Below are 19,608 nucleotides of genomic sequence, written 5' to 3' on the forward strand. Positions count from 1 at the left end.
AATCTCTTGACTTTGCCTTCGGCAAAGAAGAAATTCGCGCCTGAAGGCGCTCCTACATCGTGGGCATCACGAATTCGGGATCACGCACGCCGGTGGGCCAGCGGGCGGTGATCGTCTTGAGCCGGGTGTAGAAGCGCACGCCGTCCGGGCCGTGCATGTGCAGCGGGCCGAACAGGCTGCGCTTCCAGCCGCCGAAACTGTGGAAGGCCATCGGCACCGGGATCGGCACGTTGATGCCGACCATGCCGGCCTGCACGCGGTGGGCGAACTGGCGGGCGGCGTCGCCGTCGCGGGTGAAGACCGCGGTGCCGTTGCCGTACTCGTGGTCGTTGACCAGCGCCAGCGCGGCTTCGAAGTCCGGCGCGCGCAGCACGCACAGCACCGGCCCGAAGATTTCCTCGCGGTAGATGCGCATGGCCGGCGTGACCCGGTCGAACAGGCATCCGCCCAGGAAGAACCCGTCCGCCGAGCCTTCGACCGACAGGCCGCGGCCGTCGACCACGAGCGTGGCGCCTTCGGCGACGCCGGCGTCCACGTAGCCGCGCACCGTGTCGCGATGCGCGGCAGTGACCAGCGGGCCCATGTCGGGCTCGCCCTGGTGGCCGGGGCCGATGCGCAGGGCTTCGACCATTGGTTTGAGGCGCGCGATGAGGGCGTCGGCGGTGGCGTCGCCGACGCAGACCGCCACCGAGATCGCCATGCAGCGTTCGCCGGCCGAACCGTAGGCCGCGCCCAGAAGCGCCGCGGCGGCCTGGTCGAGGTCGGCGTCGGGCAGCACGACCATGTGGTTCTTGGCGCCGCCCAGGGCCTGCACGCGTTTGCCCCTGGCGCTGCCGCGGGCGTAGATGGCTTCGGCGACCGGCGTCGAACCCACGAAGCTCACCGCCTGCACGCGCGGATCGTCGAGCAGCGCGTCAACGGCCACCTTGTCGCCGTGCACGACGTTGAACACGCCGTCCGGCAGGCCGGCTTCCTTCAGCAGGCGGGCCAGGATCATCGGCGCCGTCGGGTCGCGCTCGCTGGGCTTGAGCACGAAGCTGTTGCCGCAGGCCAGGGCGACCGGGAACATCCACATCGGCACCATGCACGGGAAATTGAACGGCGTGATGCCGGCGACCACGCCCAGCGGGGCGTATTCGGTGAAGGAATCGACGTCGCGGCCGACGTCCATCGAATGTTCGCCCTTGAGCAGCTGCGGCGCGCCGCAGGCGAATTCCACGACTTCGATGCCGCGGGTGACTTCGCCGCGGGCGTCGGCCAGCACCTTGCCGTGTTCGGCGGTGATCGCGGCCGCCAGTTCGTCGGCGTGTTCTTCCAGCAGGGCCTTGTAGCGGAACAGCACCCTTGCGCGGGCCAGCGGCGGCGTCGACGCCCAGGCCGGGAAAGCCGCCTGCGCGGCGGCGACGGCCGCCGACACCTCGTCGGCCGACGCCAGGGCGACGCGGGCTTGCACCTGGCCGGTGGCGGGATCGAAAACGTCGCCCAGCCGCGTGTCGTCGCCGGGGACGAGCTGGCCGTTGATGAAGTGACCGATCCGCCGCATGGCAACCTCGCTGCCTGTGTGTCCTGGAACCTGTAGGAGCGCCTTCAGGCGCGAATCTTTTTGCTTTGCCTTTGGCAAAGGAGGGATTCGCGCCTGAAGGCGCTCCTACAGGGTTTGCGTCAGTTCTTGAGCGCCTCGGCCGCCGGCACGTAGTCGTAACCCAGGTCGCGGGCGACGGCTTCGTAGGTGATCTTGCCGGCGTGCACGTTCAGGCCGTTGAGCAGGTGCTCGTCGTCGAGCATGGCCTGCACGCCCTTGTTCGCCAGCTTCACCGCGTAGGGCAGGGTGGCGTTGGTGAGCGCGAAGGTCGAGGTGCGGGCGACGCCGCCGGGCATGTTGGCGACGCAGTAGTGGATGATGCCGTCCACTTCGTAGGTCGGATTCTGATGGGTGGTGGCCTTCGACGTTTCGAAGCAGCCGCCCTGGTCGATGGCCACGTCCACGAGCACAGAACCCGGCTTCATCAGCTTGAGCTGCGCGCGGGTGATCAGCTTGGGCGCGGCCGCGCCGGGGATCAGCACGGCGCCGATCACCAGGTCGGTGTGCGGCAGCAGGTATTCGACGGTGTCGATGGTCGAGTACAGCGTGGTCATGCGGTCGCCGTAGAGTTCGTCGATGTACTTCAGGCGGTCGAGCGAACGGTCGAGGATGGTCACGCGGGCGTTCATGCCCATGGCCATGCGCGCGGCGTTGAGGCCGACCACGCCGCCGCCCAGCACCAGCACGTTCGCCGGCTTCACGCCCGGCACGCCGCCGAGCAGCACGCCGGCGCCGCCCTGGGCCTTCTCCAGCGCATGCGCGCCGGCCTGGATGGACATGCGGCCGGCCACTTCCGACATCGGCGCCAGCAGCGGCAGGCCGCCCTTGCGGTCGGTGACGGTTTCATAGGCGATCGCGGTGCAGCCCGACTTCACCAGGGCCGCGGTCTGGTCCGGGTCCGGTGCCAGGTGCAGGTAGGTGTAGAGGATCTGGCCCGGGCGCAGCATCGCGCACTCGACGGGCTGGGGCTCCTTCACCTTGATGATCATCTCGGCCTTGGCGAAGATCGCCGCGGCGCTGTCGACGATGCTGGCGCCGGCGGCTTCGTACATCTCGTCGGTCAGGCCGATGGCCTTGCCACCGTCGCGCTGCACCATCACCTGGTGGCCGTGGGAGCACAGTTCGCGCACGCCGGCCGGGGTGAGGCCGATGCGGTATTCGTGGTTCTTGATTTCCTTCGGTACGCCGATAAGCATGAAACTGCCCTCCCAGGGCGGGTCTGATCTGGTGTGGGAACGGTCCGCCGGTCAGGCGGTGGCGCGTATGGTAGCCGCCAACCGGTCGAAAATCCGGTCTATGTGCTCCCGGTTCAGGATCAGGGGCGGGGACAGGGCGATCACGTCGCCGGTGCAGCGCACCATCAGGTTCTGCTCGTGGAAGGCCCGGTTGAAGACCTCGTAGCCACGCTGGCCCACGCCCTCGGGCCGGGCGGCCAGCTCCACCGCGCCCACCAGTCCGACGTTGCGGATGTCCACCACGTTGGGCAGGCCCTTCAGGGCATGGATGGCCTGCTCCCAGTAGGGCCCCATCTCGATGGCCCGCTGGAACAGCCCCTCCTGCTGGTACACGTCCAAGGTCGCCAGCGCCGCGGCGCAGGCCAGGGGGTGGCCGGAGTAGGTGTAGCCGTGGAAGAGCTCGATGGCACCCTCGGGCCCGTGCATGAAGGCGTCGTGGATGTCGGACGTGGCGAACACCGCGCCCATCGGCACCGAACCGTTGGTCAGGCCCTTGGCGGTGGTGATCAGGTCCGGCACCACGCCGAAGCGCTGGGCGGCGAACGCCTCGCCGACGCGACCGAAGCCGGTGATGACCTCGTCGAAGATCAGCAGGATGCCGTGTTTCGTGCAGATCTCGCGGATGCGCTTGAGGTAACCCTCCGGCGGCAGCACCACGCCGGCGCTGCCCGACACCGGTTCGATGATCACCGCGGCGATCGTGCTGGCGTCGTGCAGGGCGACGATGCGTTCGAGCTCGTCGGCCAGCTCGGCGCCGTGGGCGGGCAGGCCGCGGCTGAAGCCATTGCGGGCGATGTCCAGGGTGTGCGGCAGGTGGTCGACGCCCGGCAGCATCGCGCCGAAGAACTTGCGGTTGTTGACCATGCCGCCGACCGAGATGCCGCCGAAGCCGACGCCGTGGTAGCCCTTCTCGCGGCCGATCAGGCGGGTGCGCTGGCCTTCGCCGCGCACGCGGTGGTAAGCCAGCGCGATCTTGAGCGCGGTGTCCACCGACTCCGAGCCGGAATTGGTGTAGAAGACGTGCCGCAGCGGGTCCGGCGCGATCGCCGCCAGGCGTTCGGCCAGTTCGAAGGGCAGGGGATGGCCCATCTGGAAGGTCGGCGCGAAGTCCAGGGTCGCGGCCTGCTTCTGGATCGCCTGCACGATGTGCGGGTGCCCGTGGCCGGCGTTGACGCACCACAGGCCGGCGGTGCCGTCGAGTATCTCGCGGCCGTCGGTGCTGCGGTAATACATGCCCTCGGCGCTGGCCAGCAGCCGTGGCGTCTTCTTGAACTGGCGGTTGGCGGTGAACGGCATCCAGAACGCGTCGGTGCGTTCGGGGGTCTCCGTCGCCCGGGCCAGCGGGTCGGCGAGGGAGGGCGTGTCGGCAGCGGACATGGCGGGGCTCGGGCAAGGTGTGGGGACTGCCGGCAACGCTATCAGCGTTGAATAAACTTTACAAAGGGTGTCAAATATTCAGCAATTCCCGCGGCGAGGTGACTCTCTTGGATATCGGCATCCGGCTCCAGGCCGTGCGCAAGGGCAAGGGACTGAGCCAGCGGGAGCTGGCCAAGCGGGTGGGGGTCACCAACTCCACCATCTCGCTGATCGAACAGAACAAGGTCAGCCCGTCCATCAGCTCCCTGAAGAAGGTGCTCGACGGCATCCCGATCTCGCTGGCCGACTTCTTCACCCAGGATCTCGAGGATGCCGGCGACGGCCCGTTCTACGCGGCGGCCGAACTCCCCGACGTCGGCAACAACGACATCCACTATTTCCTGGTCGGGCATCGCCGCCGCAACCGCCAGATGTGCGTGCTGCGCGAAGTGATGCCGCCGGGCAGCGACACCGGCGAGTCCATGATCCAGCACGAAGGCGAGGAGGGCGGCGTGGTCGTCAAGGGCCAGGTCGAGATCACCGTCGGCAGCCAGCGCAAGGTACTGGGCCCGGGCGAGGCCTATTATTTCGAATGCCGCCAGCCGCATCGTTTTCGCAACGTTGGCAAGGATGACGTCGTGATCATCAGCGCAAGCACGCCCCCCACTTTCTGAAGGCCCGCCATGACCAAGCCCAATACCCGCGAAGACTGGGAAGCCCTCGCCCGGCGCCTGTCCATCCGCAGCCAGGCTTTCATCAACGGCCGCTACGCGGATGCCGCCGGCGGCGAAACCTTCGACTGCCTGAGTCCGATCGATGGCCGCGTGCTGGCGCAGGTAGCGTCCTGCAAGTCCGCCGACGTCGACAGCGCCGTGCGTGCGGCGCGCCGCGCCTTCGACGCCGGCGACTGGGCCAATGCCAAGCCCGCCTGGCGCAAACAGGTGCTGGTGCGCCTGGCCGAACTGGTGCGCGAGAACGCCGACGAGCTGGCGCTGCTGGAAACCCTGGACATGGGCAAGCCCATCTCCGACGCGCTGAACGTGGACATGGCCGCCACCGCCCGCTGCCTGGCCTGGACCGGCGAGGCCATCGACAAGGTCTACGGCGAGATCGCCGCCACGGGTTCCGACGAACTCGGCCTGGCCACGCGTGAACCGCTGGGCGTGGTCGCCGCCATCGTGCCCTGGAACTTCCCGCTGCTGATGGCCGCCTGGAAGCTGGCGCCGGCGCTGGCCATGGGCAATTCGGTGGTGCTGAAACCTTCCGAGAAGTCGCCGCTGACCGCGATCCGCTTCGCCGAGCTGGCGATGGAGGCCGGCCTGCCGCCGGGCGTGCTCAATGTGCTGCCGGGGTTCGGCAAGGACACCGGCGAGCCGCTGGCCCGGCACATGGACGTCGATGGCCTGGTGTTCACCGGCTCGACCGCGGTCGGCAAACACCTGCTGGTCTGCGCCGGCGAATCGAACATGAAGCGCGTGTACCTCGAATGCGGTGGCAAGAGCCCGAACCTGGTCTTCGCCGACGCGCCGGACCTGGACAAGGCCGCCAAGGCCGCCGCCAGCGGCATCTTCTACAACCAGGGCGAGGTCTGCACTGCCGCCTCGCGGCTGTTGGTCGAGCGCAGCATCAAGGACGAGTTCGTCGCGCTGGTCGCGAAACACGGCCAGGCCATGCAGCCGCGCCATCCGCTCGACCCGGGCGCGCCGATGGGCGCGATGGTCGACGAGGGCCAGACCCGGCGCGTGCTCGACTACATCGCCAAGGGCCGCGAGGAAGGCGGCCGCGTGGTGATCGGCGGCGAGCGCCTGGCGACGGTGGACGGCGGCTGCTACCTGGCGCCGACGATCTTCGACGACGTGGCCGCCGGCCACACCATCGCCCGGGAAGAGATCTTCGGGCCCGTGCTCAGCGTCATCGCCTTCGACGATGAGGCCGAGGCGCTGGCGATCGCCAACGACAGCGAGTACGGGCTGGCCGCGGGCGTGTTCACCTCCGACCTCAGCCGCGCCCACCGCGTGGCGCGCAAGCTTCGCGCCGGCAGCGTCTGGGTGAACTACTGGGACGGCGGCGACATGACGGCACCCTTTGGTGGCTACAAGCAGTCGGGCAACGGTCGCGACAAGTCGCTGCACGCGTTTGACAAATACACCGAGCTCAAGGCCACCTGGATCAACCTCGATCCCTGAGCCAGTAAGGCGTGGCTTGATGCGGATCAAGCCACGCCCTTCGCTGCCGGGTCATGCTGGGCTTTCCGGCAACACCTCAAGGGGTCCGTCCGCATGCGAGTGAGCACCGCGCCCTTCCTGGCCGGCCTGGCCGTGGTTTCGGCCGCCGTCGTACTGCCCTCGCTGCCCGCCGCGACCTGGCTCGGCATGCCGGCGCTGAGCCTGGTTTCCGGCGTCACCGCCCTGGTGATGATGGCGATGGCGGCGCTGCTGGGCTCGCGCTGGCGCTGGCTCGAAGACGTTTTCGGCGGCCTCGATCGCGTGTACGAGGTGCACAAGTGGCTCGGCGTCTGGGCGCTGGTGCTGGCCTCGGTGCACCTGGTGTTCAAGGCCGGGTCGCCCGCGTGGGACGTGGCGGCCATCCTGCCGCTGCCGCGCGAGGCCACCCGCCTGGTGCGCCAGCTCAGCTACGTGGCGCTGGTGCTGATCGTGCTGCTGGCGCTCAACCGCAAGATTCCCTACGGCCAGTGGCGTTGGTGGCACAAGCTGTCCGGGCCGCTGTTCGTGCTGGTGGTGCTGCACTGGCTCAGTTTCCGTTCTCCGATCGCGCTGGCCTCGCCGGCGGGTCTCTGGCTGGCACTGTGCGCGGGGTTGGGCCTGGCCGGCGCGGCTTACAAGCTGCTGCTGTATCCGTTCGTGTCGGGGCATGCGGAGTATCGGCTGGTGCGAGTCGAGCCGGGCGTGTCTTCGGTGCGGCTGGAACTGGTGCCGGTTGGTCGGGGCATCCACTTCGAGGCGGGGCAGTTCGCTTTCCTGCGCTTGTTGCACCCGGGACTTCGCGAGCCGCATCCCTTCACGATCGCCAGTTCGGGCGGAAGCGGGCAGCCGGTGCAGTTCGTGGTACGTGCGCTGGGCGATTACACGCAGCGGCTGGTGGACGAGGTCCGGCCCGGTATGCGGGCGGAGGTTTACGCCCCTTTCGGGCGCTTCAGCCGCCCGGACGGGGGCGGCCATGAAGTCTGGGTCGGAGGTGGCGTCGGCCTGTCGCCGTTCATCGCGTGGTTGCAGGATCCCTCGCGCCAGGACCTGGCCAAGGTCACGGTGTTCAATTTCCAGACGCCGGGCCGGGGTTTCCCTGGCGTGGACGGGATCGCGGCCGATGCCCGCCGGCGCGGCGCCGACTGGGTGGAGGTGGCCGACGGTCCGCGCTCGACGGTGTTCGAGGAGCGTTTCGCCTGGCTGGTGGGGCAGGTCGGCGCCGACAAGGTGACGGTCAGCTTCTGCGGACCCAGTGGCCTGCTGGCGATCGTGCGCGCCGCGATGGCGCGACACGGCGTGCCGGCTTCGCGCCTGCGCTACGAGAAGTTCGAGTTCCGCTGAGCGCTCACCACAGCGCGTCGCGCAGCTTGAACCAGGCCATCGCGGCCACGAGAAGCGGCGTGCGCAGCGCCCGGCCGCCGGGGAACGGCCGGTGCGGGATACGCGAGAATACGTCCAGGCGCCCGGCCTGGCCGCGGATCGCTTCGGCGATGACCTGGCCGGCCAGTCCGGTCGCCGCCACGCCGTGGCCGCTGAAGCCCTGCGCGAAATAGACGTTGTCGCCCAGCCGGCCCCAGTGCGGGGCGCGGTTGAGGCTGATGTCAATCAGCCCGCCCCAGACCTGTTCGAAGCCGACGTCGGCCAGCTGCGGGAATACCCGCCGCATGCGCCGGGTCATTACCCCGGCCAGGCCCGGCGGCGGCAGGGTGGAATAACTGGCGCGGCCGCCGAACAGCAGGCGGTGGTCGGCGCTGAAACGAAAGTAGTCGAGCGCCCAATTGATGTCGGCGACGGCCATGTCGTTGCGGATCAGTTCGCGCGCGCGTTCGGCGCCCAGCGGCGCGGTGGCGCCGATGTAGGTGCCCACCGGCATCACCCGGGCGTCGAGCTCGGGGGCGATGCCGTGCACCAGCGCGTTCCCGGCGAGCACCACGAAATCGGCCTGCACCTCGCCGCCGTCGGTGCGCAGCAGCGGCCGGGCGCCGCGCTGCAGCGAGGTCACCCGCGAGTGTTCGAAGATACGCACGCCAGCCTGCGTCGCCGCGCGCGCCAGGCCGCGCGTGTAGTTGAGCGGGTGCAGGTGGCCCGAACACGGGTCGTAGAGCGCGCCGATGTAGCGCGGACTCGACACCACCGCCTGAAGCGGCTCCCGGTCCCACCACTGCAGCGGGTAGCCATAGTTTTCCGCCAGGTCGGCCTGCCAGGCCTTGAGTTCGGCCACGTGCCGCGGCTTGATCGCCACGTGCGCATGGCCGTCGCGCCAGTGCGCGTCGATGCGGTGTTCGAGGATGCGCCGGCGCACCTGGTCGACGGCATCCACCGACCATTTGAACAGTTCGCGCGAGGCCTCCAGGCCCAGCATCCCGGCGATCTTCGCCTGGTCGCAGCCGTAGCCGAAGATCACCTGGCCGCCGTTGCGGCCGCTGGCGCCCCAGCCGACCTCGCGGGCCTCGAGCACGATGGCCTTCAGTCCCGCCTGGGCCAGTTCCAGCGCCGCGGAAAGCCCGGTCAGGCCGGCGCCCAGCACCACCACGTCGGCGGTCTCGCGCCCCTGCAAGGGCGGATGCGCCTCGCCCGGCCCGGCGCTGCGCGCGTACCAGGAGTCGGCGTGCGCCGAGGGTTCGCGCAGGCTCATGTCAGACCTGGCGCAGGTACCAGTCCACTTCCAGCGTGGTCACTTCGCGGTGGAAGCTGCGCAGTTCCTTGAGCTTCTGCTGGCCGTAGATGTGCCGGAAGCTTTCGCCGAAGTGGCGGGCGACGAAGTCGCTGGCCAGGAAGTCGCGCAGGGTGTCGCGCCAGAACAGCTCGCGGTGTTCACCCTGTTCGTAGGCATTGCCCACGGTCGGCGGACCCGGGTCGCCCTTGTCGAGCAGGCCCTGCAGCATGCCGGCCAGCACCGCGGCGGTGACGAGGTAGGGATTGGCGTCGGCGCCGGCGATGCGGTGTTCGATGCGCACGTTGGCCGGGTCCGAATGCGGCACGCGCATGGCCACGGTGCGGTTGTTGAATCCCCAGGCATCGTTGAGGGGCACGAAGGCGTTGAGCACGAAGCGCCGGTAGCTGTTGGCGTGCGGGGCGAAAATCAGCATGCAGTCGGCGCTGGCACGCTGCAGGCCGGCGATGGCATGCCGCAGCGTTTCGGCCGGGGCGTCGGGCGTGCAGGCGAAGATGTTCTTGCCGTCCCGGTCGAGCAGGCTGACGTGGATATGCGCGCCGCTGCCGGCCTGGTCGGCGAAGGGTTTGGCCATGAAGCTGGCCATCAGCCCGCGTTTGGCGGCGATGGCCTTGATCACGCGCTTGAGCATCAGCGCGTCGTCGCAGGCCTGCAGCGCATCGGCGCGGTGGCGCAGGTTGATCTCGAACTGGCCCGGCGCGTATTCGGCGACGGCGGTGTCGGCCGGGATGCCCTGGGCCTGGCAGGCGGCGCTGACCTCGTCGGCAAAGTCACGGTAATCGTCCAGGTCCTGGATGTAATAAACCTGCGTGCTGTGATTGCGCTCGCCGGTGGCCGGGTTACGCGCGACCTGGGGCCGGCCCTTGTCGTCCAGCGCGGCGTCGAGCAGGTAGAACTCCAGCTCCACCGCGACCACGGGCGTCAGGCCGAGTTCGCGGAAGCCGTCCAGCACGCGCCGCAGCACTTCCCGCGGGTTGGCGGCGAACAGGCCACCCTGGCCGTCTTCCATCTGCAGCAGCAGCTGGGCTGAAGGGCGGTCGTGCCAGGGCACCGGGCGCAGGCTGCCGGGCACCGGCCGGCACAGGCGGTCTTCGTCGCCGATGTCGTAGCCCAGGCCGGTTTCCTCGACGGTGTTGCCGGTGATGTCGGTGGCGATCAGGGACATCGGCAGGCAGACGCCGTCGCGGTAGACCTTTTCCAGGGTGCCACGGGTGACCCGCTTGCCGCGCAGCAGCCCGTTCATGTCCGGCAGCAGCAGGTCCACCTGCTCGCAGTCCTGCAGCTGGGCCAGGGTGGCGGCGTCTTCGGAGGGCAGGGCGAGCTGGTTCATGGCAGGGGGTCCGCGGCGGTCGCGGGAGTTTATCATCGCGGCTCCGGCTGTAAAGAATAATCATCACTTTGGCGGTTGCGTTGATAAAATCAAACGCCGGGGTTAATGTCGGGCTTCCCTTCGCCGAGGCCCTTATGCGTTCGAGCCCGCTGGTCGGCCTGCCTTCCGATCGCAAGCAGATCGGGCCCCATCCCTTCCATGCGGTGGGCGAAAAGTACATCCGGGCGGTGGTCGACGGCGCCGGCTGCCTGCCGGTCCTTTTGCCCTCGCTGTCGCCGCCGCTGGAGCTTTCCGGCCTGCTCGATGAGCTCGACGGCCTGCTCCTGACCGGCGCACACAGCAACATCGAACCGCGCCACTACGGCAGCGAACCCAGTTTCGCCGGCAACGTGCACGACCCCGCGCGCGACGAGAACACGCTTTCCCTGGTGCCGCTGGCGATCGAAATGGGCGTGCCCGTGCTGGCCCTGTGCCGCGGCATGCAGGAGGTCAACGTCGCCCTGGGCGGCACCCTGCACCAGAAGGTGCACGAACTGGTCGGCTTCGCCGACCATCGCGAAAACCCCGACGATCCCCTTGGCGTGCAGTACGCCCCGGCGCATCCCGTTGAACTGGCGCCCGGCGGCTGGCTCGAGCGTATCGCCGGAGCCCGCGAAGTCTCGGTGAATTCGCTGCACGGGCAGGGCATCCGCGTCCTGGCGCCGGGCCTGGTGGTCGAAGCCACCGCGCCGGACGGCCTGGTCGAAGCCGTGCGCCTGGACCGCGGCGACCCGCAGGCCCCGGATCCCTTCCTGCTGGCGGTGCAGTGGCATCCGGAGTGGCGGGTCACCGAGAATCCCTTCTACTTGGGAATCTTCCAGGCGTTCGCGGCAGCCTGCCGCCGGCGCGCAGAACAAAGGCGATAAGGCCCATGGCCAGGAAAGCAAAAACCCCCGAGGACGAACAGGCGCAGCAGGAAAGCGCGATCAAGCGCTGGCTCAAGGAGCGCCGCATCACCGAAGTCGAGTGCCTGGTGCCCGACATCACCGGCAACGCCCGCGGCAAGATCATCCCGGCGGCGAAGTTCTCGCACGACTACGGCACGCGCCTGCCCGAAGGCATCTTCGCCACCACCGTCACCGGCGACTATCCGGACGAATACGACGACCTGGTCAGCCCTTCGGACTCGGACATGGTGCTGCGGCCCGACCCGGACACCATCCGCATGGTGCCATGGGCCACCGACCCGACCGCGCAGGTGATCCACGACTGCTTCACCAAGGACGGACGCCCGCACGAACTGGCGCCGCGCAGCGTGCTGCGCCGCGTGCTGGCGCTGTACGACGGCATCGGCCTGCAGCCGGTGATCGCGCCCGAACTGGAGTTCTACCTGGTCCAGCGCAACACCGATCCGGATTTCCCGCTGCTGCCGCCGGCCGGCCGCAACGGCCGCCCGGAAACCGCGCGGCAGTCGTATTCCATCGACGCGGTGAACGAATTCGACCCCATCCTCGACCTGATGTACGACTACTGCGAGGCGATGGACCTGGACGTGGACACCCTGGTGCACGAATCCGGCGCGGCCCAGCTGGAGGTGAACTTCGTGCACCTCGACCCGCTCTCGCGCGCCGACCAGGTGTTCCTGTTCAAGCGCACGATGCGCGAGGCCGCGATGCGCCACGGCGTCTACGCCACCTTCCTGGCCAAGCCGATGGAAAACGAGCCCGGCAGCTCGATGCACATCCACCAGAGCCTGCACAGCCTCAAGACCGGCAAGAACGTTTTCTCGAGCGGCAAGTCCGGCGGCCATACCGAGGTCTTCCTCAACTACATGGGCGGCCTGCAGAAATACGTGCCGGCGGCGATGGCCTTCTTCGGCCCGAACGTGAATTCCTACCGGCGCCTGGCCTTCGGCGAGGTTTCGCCCAAGAACGTGCAGTGGGGTTACGACAACCGCACCTGCGGCCTGCGCGTGCCGCTGGACACGCCCGAGAACGCCCGCGTCGAAAGCCGCTTCGCCGGTTCCGACGTCAACCCCTACCTGGCCCTGGCCGCGACCCTGGCCTGCGGCTACCTGGGCATCGAGGAAAAACTGCAGCCCACCGAGCCGCTGGCCGGCAGCGCCCATGCCAAGGGTTACGACCTGCCGCGTTCCCTGGAGGAGGCCATCGCCGAACTGCGCGCCTGCAAGCCCCTGCGCGAGCTGCTGGGCGAACGCTTCGTGCGCGCCTACACCGCCGTCAAGGACAAGGAACACCAGACCTACCTGCGCGTGATCAGCAGCTGGGAGCGTGAGTTCCTGCTGCTCAACGTCTGAACCAAGGACCCGCCATGCCCGGAATCGACACCGCCACCCTGCAGCGCCTGGATGCCGCCCACCACCTGCATCCGTTCAACGACAACGCCGCGCTGGCCAAACGTGGCACCCGCATCCTGACCCGGGGCGAGGGCTGCTACGTCTGGGATGCCGAAGGCAACCAGCTGCTCGACGCCTTCGCCGGCCTTTGGTGCGTGAACATCGGCTATGGCCGCAAGGAGCTGGGTGAGGTCGCCTCCCGGCAGATGACCCAGCTGGCCTACTACAACAGCTTCTTCCAGTGCACCACCGAGCCGACCGTGCGGCTGTCGGCGAAGCTGGCCGAGCTGACGCCGCACGACCTCAACCACGCCTTCTTCACCAACTCCGGCTCCGAGGCCAACGACACCATCCTGCGTTTGGTCCGGCACTTCTGGGCGGTGCAGGACCAGCCGGGCAAGAACATCTTCATTGGCCGCCACGATGGCTACCACGGCTCCACCGTCGCCGGCGCCAGCCTCGGCGGCATGAAGGGCATGCACAAGCAGGGCGGCCTGCCGATCCCGGACATCGCCCACATCGACCCGCCGTACTGGTTCGGCGACGGCGGCGACATGGACGAGGACGAGTACGGCCTGCACTGCGCGAAGCGGCTCGAGGACAAGATCCTCGAGCTCGGACCCGACCGCGTGGCTGCCTTCATCGGCGAACCGGTGATGGGCGCGATCGGTGTCTACATCCCGCCGCGCAACTACTGGCGGGAAATCGAGCGTATCTGCCGCAAGTACGACGTGCTGCTGGTGGCCGACGAGGTCATCTGCGGCTTCGGCCGCACCGGCGAATGGTTCGCCGCCCAGACCTACGACTTCCGGCCCGACGTGATGACGCTCGCCAAGGGCATCACCTCCGGCTACATCCCGCTGGGCGCGGTGATGTTCAACGACCGTGTGGCGGACGTGCTGTCCACGCGCGGCGGCGAACTGGCCCACGGCTACACCTATTCGGGCCACCCGGTCTGCGCGGCGGTGGCGCTTGAGAACATCCGCATCCTGCAGGAAGAGAAGATCGTCGATACCTGCCGCAGCGACACCGGCCCCTACCTGGAGCAGAAGTGGAGGGCCCTGGGCGAGCACCCGCTGGTCGGCGAGGCCCGTTTCGTGGGCATGGTCGGCGCGCTCGAACTGGTGCCTTCCAAACCGTCACGGAGCTATTTCCCGGACCGGGGCAGGGTGGGGCAGCTGTGCCGCGACTTCGCCCTGAAGAATGGCCTGATCCTGCGCGCGACCAACGACGCGATGCTGCTTTCGCCGCCGCTGGTGATCAGCCGCGACCAGGTCGATGAGCTGGCCGAGAAGACCTGGAAAGCCCTGGACATGACCGCCCGCGAACTGGGCATGGCGACGGGCTGAGCAGTGGTTATGATGTCGATGCCGTCCAACCGCTTCAGTCACCCCGAGGGGAGTGTGCCGATGAAAGCCAGGATGTCCGCGCTGTTCCTGTGTGTCGCCCTTGCCGGCTGCGGCGGGGACCCGCCCGCCGACGAATCCGCCGATGCCAGCGCGCCCGCGCCGGCCGGCGACAAGGTGCTCAACGTCTACAACTGGTCGGACTACATCGGCGAGGACACCATCGCCGGCTTCGAGGCCGAGACCGGCATCAAGGTCACCTACGACGTCTTCGATTCGAACGAAGTACTCGAGGCCAAGCTCATGGCCGGCAACACCGGCTACGACATCGTGGTGCCCTCGCTGACCTTCCTCTCGCGCCAAATCCAGGCCGGCGTGTTCCAGGAGCTCGACCGGTCGCGGCTGCCGAACTACGGCAACCTCGACCCGGCCTTCATGGCCCTGCTGGCGACCAACGACCCCGGCAACGCGCACTCGCTGCCCTACCTGTGGGGCACCACCGGCATCGGCTACAACGTGCAGAAGGTGAAGGAAGCCTTGGGCGAAGACGCGCCGGTGGACAGCTGGGCCCTGGTCTTCGAGCCGGGGAACCTGGCGAAGCTCAAGGGTTGCGGCGTCGCGATCCTGGACACGCCGTCCGAGATCATCCCACCGGTGCTGCACTACCTGGGCGAGGATCCGAACAGCTTCGACGAGGCCGTGATCCAGAAGGGCGTCGACCGCCTGAAGGAACTGCGCCCGCACGTCACCTACTTCCACAGCTCGCAGTTCATCAACGACCTGGCCAATGGCGACATCTGCGTCGCGGTCGGCTGGTCGGGCGACATCATCCAGGCCCAGGCCCGGGCCGAAGAAGCCGGCAAGGGCGTCGACGTCGCCTATTCGATCCCGAAGGAAGGCGCGCCGATGTGGTTCGACATGCTCGCCATTCCCAAGGACGCGAAGAACGTCGACAACGCCTACCTGTTCCTGGACTACCTGATGCGTCCCGAGGTGATGGCCGGCATCCAGAACTACGTGATGTACGCCAGCGCCAACACCGCGGCGCTGCCGATGGTGGACGCGGCGGTGCTCGAGGACCCGGGCATCTACCCGTCCGAAGAAACCAAGGCCAAGCTGTTCACGCTGGCGGTGCTGCCGCCGGAAGTGGACCGGCTGTTCAACCGGCACTGGACCACGCTCAAGACGGGGCAATAAGCCACGATGGCGACGACGGCGAGCGGCGCCCTGGCGGGCGCCCCCAAGAACGACATGCTGGGGGCCGAGGGCTACCTGCGCATCGAGTCGGTGCGAAAGGAGTTCGACGGCTTCATCGCCGTCGACGACGTCAGCCTGAGGATCCGGCAGGGCGAGATCTTCGCCCTGCTGGGTGCGTCGGGCTGCGGCAAGTCCACGCTGCTGCGCTGCCTGGCCGGCTTCGAGAAGCCGACCAAGGGCCGCATCGTGCTCGACGGCCAGGACATCACCGAGCTGCCGCCCTACGAGCGTCCCATCAACATGATGTTCCAGTCCTACGCGCTGTTCCCGCACATGAGCGTGGAGCAGAACGTCGCCTTCGGCCTGCGCCAGGATGGCCTGCCGAAGGCGGACATCGCCCGCAAGGTCGCTGAAATGCTGGCGCTGGTGCAGATGGAGAAGTTCGCCAAACGCAAGCCGCACCAGCTCTCGGGCGGCCAGCAGCAGCGCGTGGCGCTGGCGCGGTCGCTGGCCAAGGGACCGAAGCTGCTGCTGCTCGACGAACCCATGGGCGCGCTGGACAAGAAGCTGCGCTCGCAGATGCAGCTCGAGCTGGTGAACATCGTCGAGCGCCTGGGCGTCACCTGCGTCATGGTCACCCACGACCAGGAAGAGGCCATGACCATGGCCCATCGCATCGCGGTGATGGACGCGGGCTGGATCCGCCAGGTCGGCAGCCCGGACGAGATCTACGAGCAGCCCAGCTGCCGCTTCACCGCCGAGTTCATCGGCTCGGTGAACCTGATCGAGGGGAAGATCCTCGAGGACGAGAACGACTACGTCACCATCGGCAGCCCGGCGCTGGCGTTCCCGGCCTACGTCGGCCACGGCGTCACCGGCTTCGAAGGCCAGGAAGTGGCGCTGGCGATCCGCCCGGAGAAGATCCAGGTGGACAAGGACGAACCCGCGCAGCCGCACAACAAGGTGCAGGGCATCATCGAGGACATCGCCTATTTCGGCAGCCACTCGGTCTTCCATGTGCGCCTGCCGGGCGGCACCAAGCTGCTGGCGAACATGATCAACAGCCAGCGCTGGGCCAGCGAGAAGTTCACCTGGAACGACCCGGTGTGGCTGAGCTGGGACGACCAGGCCGGGGTGGTGCTGATCACGTGAAGAACCTGCCGCGCTCGATCCGCAAGCGCCTGCCGGGCCCGCGCTGGCTGGTGATCGCGGTACCCTACCTGTGGATGCTGCTGTTCTTCGCGGTGCCCTTCGCAATTGCGCTCAAGATCAGCTTCGCCAGCGCGGTGATCGCGATGCCGCCCTACACCGACCTGGTGGAGTGGACCGGCGACAAGGTGTCGCTGAGCATCAACACCGCCAACTACCTGTTCCTCGTCCGCGACAGCCTGTACGTGAAGGCATACTTGAGTTCGCTCGAGATCGCGGCGGTGTCCACTTTCCTCTGCCTGCTCATCGGCTACCCGATCGCCTACGGCATCTCGCGCATGGACCCGGCCACCCGCAACGTGGCGCTGATGCTGGTCATCCTGCCCAGCTGGACCTCCTTCCTGATCCGCATCTACGCCTGGGTCGGCATCCTCAAGAACAACGGCCTGCTCAACAACGCGCTGATCGGCATGGGACTGATCGACGAGCCGCTGGCGATCCTGCACACGCCGGTGGCCGTATACATCGGCATCGTCTACGCCTACCTGCCGTTCATGGTGCTGCCGCTGTACGCCAACCTGGTCAAACACGACCACCGACTGATCGAGGCCGCCACCGACCTGGGTGCACCGCCGTGGAAGGCCTTCCTGACGGTCACGCTGCCGCTGTCGAAGGCCGGCATCATCGCCGGCTCGATGCTGGTGCTGATCCCCGTGGTGGGCGAGTTCGTGATTCCCGAAATGCTGGGCGGCCCTGACACGCTGATGATCGGCCGGGTGCTGTGGCAGGAGTTCTTCAACAACCGCGACTGGCCGGTGGCCTCGGCGGTGGCGATCGTGATGCTGGTGCTGCTGATCGTGCCGATCACCATCTTCCACCGCTACCAGTCGAAGGAACTGGAGTCGCGGCTGTCATGAGCCAGGCCGGCCGCAACTCCGCCTTCACCAAGGGCATGCTGGTCCTGGGCTTCGTGTTCCTTTACGCGCCCATCCTCAGCCTGATGGTGTATTCGTTCAACGAGTCGCGGCTGGTGACGGTGTGGTCCGGGTTCTCGGTGAAATGGTACGGCGAGCTTTTCGCCGACCAGCAGATGATGGACGCGGCCTGGGTCAGCATCCAGGTGGCCTTCTGGACCGCCTGCGCCTCGGTGGTGCTGGGAACGATGGCGGCGATGGTGATGACGCGTTTCCGCCAGTTCCCGGGCAAGACGATCTTCGGCGGCCTGATCACCGCGCCGCTGGTGATGCCGGAAGTGATCACCGGCCTGTCGATCCTGCTGCTCTTCGTTTCCATCGGTCCGCTCATCGGCATCGGCGGCCAGCGCGGCATGCTCACGATCTGGATCGCCCACGTCACCTTCTGCATGGCCTTCGTGACGGTGGTGATCAGCTCGCGCCTGGGGGAGCTGGACCGCTCGCTCGAGGAAGCCGCGATGGACCTGGGCGCGAACCGGCTGAAGGTGTTTTTCGTGATCACCCTGCCGATCATTGCGCCGGCGCTCATCTCCGGCTGGCTGCTGGCGTTTACCCTGAGTCTGGATGACCTGGTGATCGCCAGCTTCGTCTCCGGTCCTTCGTCGACGACCTTGCCGATGAAGGTGTTTTCGTCGGTGCGCCTGGGCGTGAGTCCCAAGATCAACGCCCTGGCCACGTTGATGATCGCGGCGGTGTCGGTGGCCGCGGTCATCGGCTGGTGGGTGATGCACCGCGAAGAACGTAAACGCCAGCGCGACGCGCAGCTGGCGCTGCAGAAGGGTTGAAACCATGAGCCAAGCCAACCGAGATCCCTGGACCGGGGAAATCCGGCCGTTTCCCAAAATGGACGATGCCGCCATCGAGGCCCGGCTGGCCGCGGCCGCGGCCGCGTTCCCGGCCTGGTCCGGGCGCGAGATCAGCGAGCGCGCGGTCCTGCTGCGGCGGGTCGGCGCGGGCTTGAAAGCGTCGCGCCGCGACCTCGCGCTGACCATGACCGCAGAGATGGGCAAGCTGCACCGCGAGGCTCTGGCCGAAGTGGATAAGTGCGCCGACGCCTGCGAGTACTACGCGCAGCACGCCGCCGGCTACCTGGTCGAACAGGCCATCGGCACCGAAGCCGCGCGCAGCTACGTGCGCTACGTGCCGCTGGGCTGCGTGTTCGCGATCATGCCGTGGAACTTCCCCGTCTGGCAGGTGTTCCGCTTCCTGGCGCCCAGCCTGATGGTCGGCAACGTGGCCTTGCTCAAGCATGCGACCAACGTGCCCAGCTGCGCCGATGCGATCGCCGAGGTGCTGGCTGAAGCCGGCGTTCCGGAGGGCGTGTTCGGGGTGCTGCACATCAACAACGAGCAGGCCGCGGACGTCATCGCCGACCCCAGGGTCAAGGCGGTGACGCTGACCGGCAGCGAGCGGGCCGGGCGTTCAGTGGCCTCGCAGGCGGGCAAGCACCTGAAGAAATGCGTGCTCGAACTGGGCGGTTCGGACCCGTTCGTGGTGCTCGACGATGCCGACCTGGACGCGACGGTCAAGGTGGCCGTGCGTTCGCGCTTCGGCAATGCCGGCCAGACCTGCATCGCCGCGAAGCGTTTCATCGTCACGCCCGGCATCGCCGACCGCTTCGTGCAGGCCTTCGCCGCCGCTGCTTCGGAACTTGCCGTGGGCGATCCCAACGACGACGCCACCGGCCTGGCGCCGATGGCCCGCGCCGACCTGCGCGACGAGCTGCACCGGCAGGTGCAGGACAGCGTCGCCAAGGGCGCGCGCGTCCTGCTCGGTGGCCAGCCGGGGCAGGGCGAGACCCACTACCCGGCGACGATCCTGGACGGCGTCAAACCCGGCATGCCGGCCTGGGACGAGGAACTGTTCGGCCCGGTCGCTTCGATCTTACGTGTCAACGACGAGGCCGAAGCCCTGCGCGTGGCCAACGACACCCGCTATGGCCTGGGTGCCAGCGTCTGGACCACCGACGGCGCCCGCGGCGAGCGTTTCGCCCGGCAGATCGACGCCGGCGCCTGTTTCGTCAATTCACTGGTGAAGTCCGACGTGCGCCTGCCGTTCGGCGGCACCAAGGCCTCGGGCTTCGGCCGCGAACTGGCCGAACACGGCATGCACGAGTTCACCAATATCCAGACCGTTTACGTCGCCTGAGGCCCGGGGGGTCGCAGGCGCGTGAAAAAAAGCTAGACTCGGCCCGTTGGCGTGGTCCGAAGGGGGCGGCCTGCCTGA

At 68.0% G+C, this 19,608-nt stretch carries 16 protein-coding genes; 11 read left to right on the forward strand and 5 right to left on the reverse strand.

The genetic code is table 11. The annotated features are described in order from the left end of the window. Positions 1–52: 52 nt before the first annotated feature. The 3 genes from ACE3TE_RS11705 to ACE3TE_RS11715 all read right to left on the reverse strand — a co-directional run bounded on the left by ACE3TE_RS11705 (position 53) and on the right by ACE3TE_RS11715 (position 4,113). On the reverse strand, positions 53–1,543 hold the full coding sequence (locus ACE3TE_RS11705) for a CoA-acylating methylmalonate-semialdehyde dehydrogenase (protein WP_374605174.1): 1,491 nt from the start codon (positions 1,541–1,543) through the stop codon (positions 53–55). A 119-nt stretch (positions 1,544–1,662) separates the two neighbouring features. Beyond that, positions 1,663–2,778, reverse strand: a complete 1,116-nt coding sequence (ald, locus tag ACE3TE_RS11710) for an alanine dehydrogenase (protein ID WP_374605176.1) — start codon at positions 2,776–2,778, stop codon at positions 1,663–1,665. Positions 2,779–2,829: 51 nt separating this feature from the next. Further along, entirely contained in the window at positions 2,830–4,113 is a 1,284-nt protein-coding gene (locus ACE3TE_RS11715) for an aspartate aminotransferase family protein (RefSeq protein ID WP_374605221.1), read from the reverse strand. Positions 4,114–4,301: 188 nt separating this feature from the next. Here ACE3TE_RS11715 and ACE3TE_RS11720 point away from each other — a divergent pair, with 188 nt between their 5' ends. The 3 genes from ACE3TE_RS11720 (at position 4,302) to ACE3TE_RS11730 (ending at position 7,718) form a co-directional block, all read left to right on the forward strand. Beyond that, positions 4,302–4,847: a cupin domain-containing protein gene (locus ACE3TE_RS11720; protein ID WP_374605178.1), complete on the forward strand. Its 546-nt coding sequence runs from the start codon at positions 4,302–4,304 to the stop codon at positions 4,845–4,847. A 9-nt stretch (positions 4,848–4,856) separates the two neighbouring features. Beyond that, positions 4,857–6,359: an aldehyde dehydrogenase gene (locus ACE3TE_RS11725; RefSeq protein ID WP_374605179.1), complete on the forward strand. Its 1,503-nt coding sequence runs from the start codon at positions 4,857–4,859 to the stop codon at positions 6,357–6,359. A 93-nt stretch (positions 6,360–6,452) separates the two neighbouring features. Then, positions 6,453–7,718: a ferric reductase-like transmembrane domain-containing protein gene (locus tag ACE3TE_RS11730; RefSeq protein ID WP_374605181.1), complete on the forward strand. Its 1,266-nt coding sequence runs from the start codon at positions 6,453–6,455 to the stop codon at positions 7,716–7,718. Between the two features lie 4 nt (positions 7,719–7,722). On the opposite strand, the gene ACE3TE_RS11735 is transcribed toward ACE3TE_RS11730, so the two are convergent. Further along, positions 7,723–9,012: an NAD(P)/FAD-dependent oxidoreductase gene (locus tag ACE3TE_RS11735; protein WP_374605183.1), complete on the reverse strand. Its 1,290-nt coding sequence runs from the start codon at positions 9,010–9,012 to the stop codon at positions 7,723–7,725. A 1-nt stretch (position 9,013) separates the two neighbouring features. Further along, positions 9,014–10,381: a glutamine synthetase family protein gene (locus ACE3TE_RS11740; protein ID WP_374605185.1), complete on the reverse strand. Its 1,368-nt coding sequence runs from the start codon at positions 10,379–10,381 to the stop codon at positions 9,014–9,016. Between the two features lie 134 nt (positions 10,382–10,515). Between ACE3TE_RS11740 and ACE3TE_RS11745 the strand changes: the two genes are divergently transcribed. From ACE3TE_RS11745 to ACE3TE_RS11780, 8 genes are read left to right on the forward strand one after another with little or no spacing between them, the layout of a single operon-like run. After that, positions 10,516–11,286 carry a gamma-glutamyl-gamma-aminobutyrate hydrolase family protein gene (locus ACE3TE_RS11745; protein WP_374605187.1) on the forward strand — a complete coding sequence of 257 codons (771 nt, stop codon included), beginning with the start codon at positions 10,516–10,518 and terminating at the stop codon, positions 11,284–11,286. Between the two features lie 5 nt (positions 11,287–11,291). Continuing rightward, positions 11,292–12,677 carry a glutamine synthetase family protein gene (locus tag ACE3TE_RS11750; RefSeq protein ID WP_374605189.1) on the forward strand — a complete coding sequence of 462 codons (1,386 nt, stop codon included), beginning with the start codon at positions 11,292–11,294 and terminating at the stop codon, positions 12,675–12,677. Between the two features lie 14 nt (positions 12,678–12,691). Further along, the gene (locus ACE3TE_RS11755; RefSeq protein WP_374605191.1) at positions 12,692–14,065 is read left to right on the forward strand and encodes an aspartate aminotransferase family protein; all 1,374 of its coding nucleotides are present in this window, start codon (positions 12,692–12,694) and stop codon (positions 14,063–14,065) included. Positions 14,066–14,125: 60 nt separating this feature from the next. Then, on the forward strand, positions 14,126–15,259 hold the full coding sequence (locus tag ACE3TE_RS11760; protein WP_374605193.1) for an extracellular solute-binding protein: 1,134 nt from the start codon (positions 14,126–14,128) through the stop codon (positions 15,257–15,259). Positions 15,260–15,313: 54 nt separating this feature from the next. Beyond that, on the forward strand, positions 15,314–16,411 hold the full coding sequence (locus ACE3TE_RS11765; RefSeq protein WP_374605223.1) for an ABC transporter ATP-binding protein: 1,098 nt from the start codon (positions 15,314–15,316) through the stop codon (positions 16,409–16,411). Between the two features lie 5 nt (positions 16,412–16,416). Continuing rightward, a complete protein-coding gene (locus ACE3TE_RS11770) occupies positions 16,417–17,325 on the forward strand; it encodes an ABC transporter permease subunit (RefSeq protein WP_374605225.1) in 909 nt (302 codons plus the stop codon). Then, positions 17,322–18,167: an ABC transporter permease subunit gene (locus tag ACE3TE_RS11775; RefSeq protein ID WP_374605194.1), complete on the forward strand. Its 846-nt coding sequence runs from the start codon at positions 17,322–17,324 to the stop codon at positions 18,165–18,167. Before ACE3TE_RS11770 ends, ACE3TE_RS11775 begins: the two co-directional genes overlap by 4 nt. Before the next feature lie 4 nt (positions 18,168–18,171). Next, positions 18,172–19,530 (forward strand): NAD-dependent succinate-semialdehyde dehydrogenase, encoded by a 1,359-nt coding sequence (locus tag ACE3TE_RS11780; protein WP_374605196.1) that lies wholly within the window; start codon positions 18,172–18,174, stop codon positions 19,528–19,530. Positions 19,531–19,608: the final 78 nt, after the last annotated feature.

This window comes from Arenimonas sp., from assembly GCF_041919775.1.
Classification (GTDB): Bacteria; Pseudomonadota; Gammaproteobacteria; order Xanthomonadales; family Xanthomonadaceae; genus Arenimonas.